1 protein-coding gene is annotated in these 296 nt (G+C 72.3%); it reads right to left on the reverse strand.

Annotation, left to right across the window (positions count from 1 at the left end):
- On the reverse strand, positions 1-252 hold a 252-nt coding region (locus tag E0702_RS16675; protein WP_240721800.1), incomplete at its 3' end, for a glutamate--tRNA ligase family protein.
- Positions 253-296: the final 44 nt, after the last annotated feature.

Genomic DNA, 296 nt, shown 5'->3' on the forward strand with positions numbered 1-296 from the left:
GCCCTCGGCCTGGCTGACCGCGTCGCCGTCCCAGTCGAGCCCGAGCCAGCGCAGCCCGGCGAAGATCGCCTCCGTCGCCTCCGCCGTCGAGCGGGCCTTGTCCGTATCCTCGATCCGCAAGAGGAACTTGCCGCCGCGGCCGCGCGCATAGAGCCAGTTGAACAACGCCGTGCGCGCCCCGCCAATATGCAGGTAGCCCGTGGGCGAGGGGGCGAAGCGGGTGACGACGGGCGAGGCGTCGGTTGGGCTCATGGGGATCTCCTGCGCGTTGGGGGGCGCGCGGCGGGCGCATTAAC

Source organism: Halomonas marinisediminis (genome assembly GCF_004347715.1).
Classification (GTDB): domain Bacteria; phylum Pseudomonadota; class Gammaproteobacteria; order Pseudomonadales; family Halomonadaceae; genus Halomonas; species Halomonas icarae.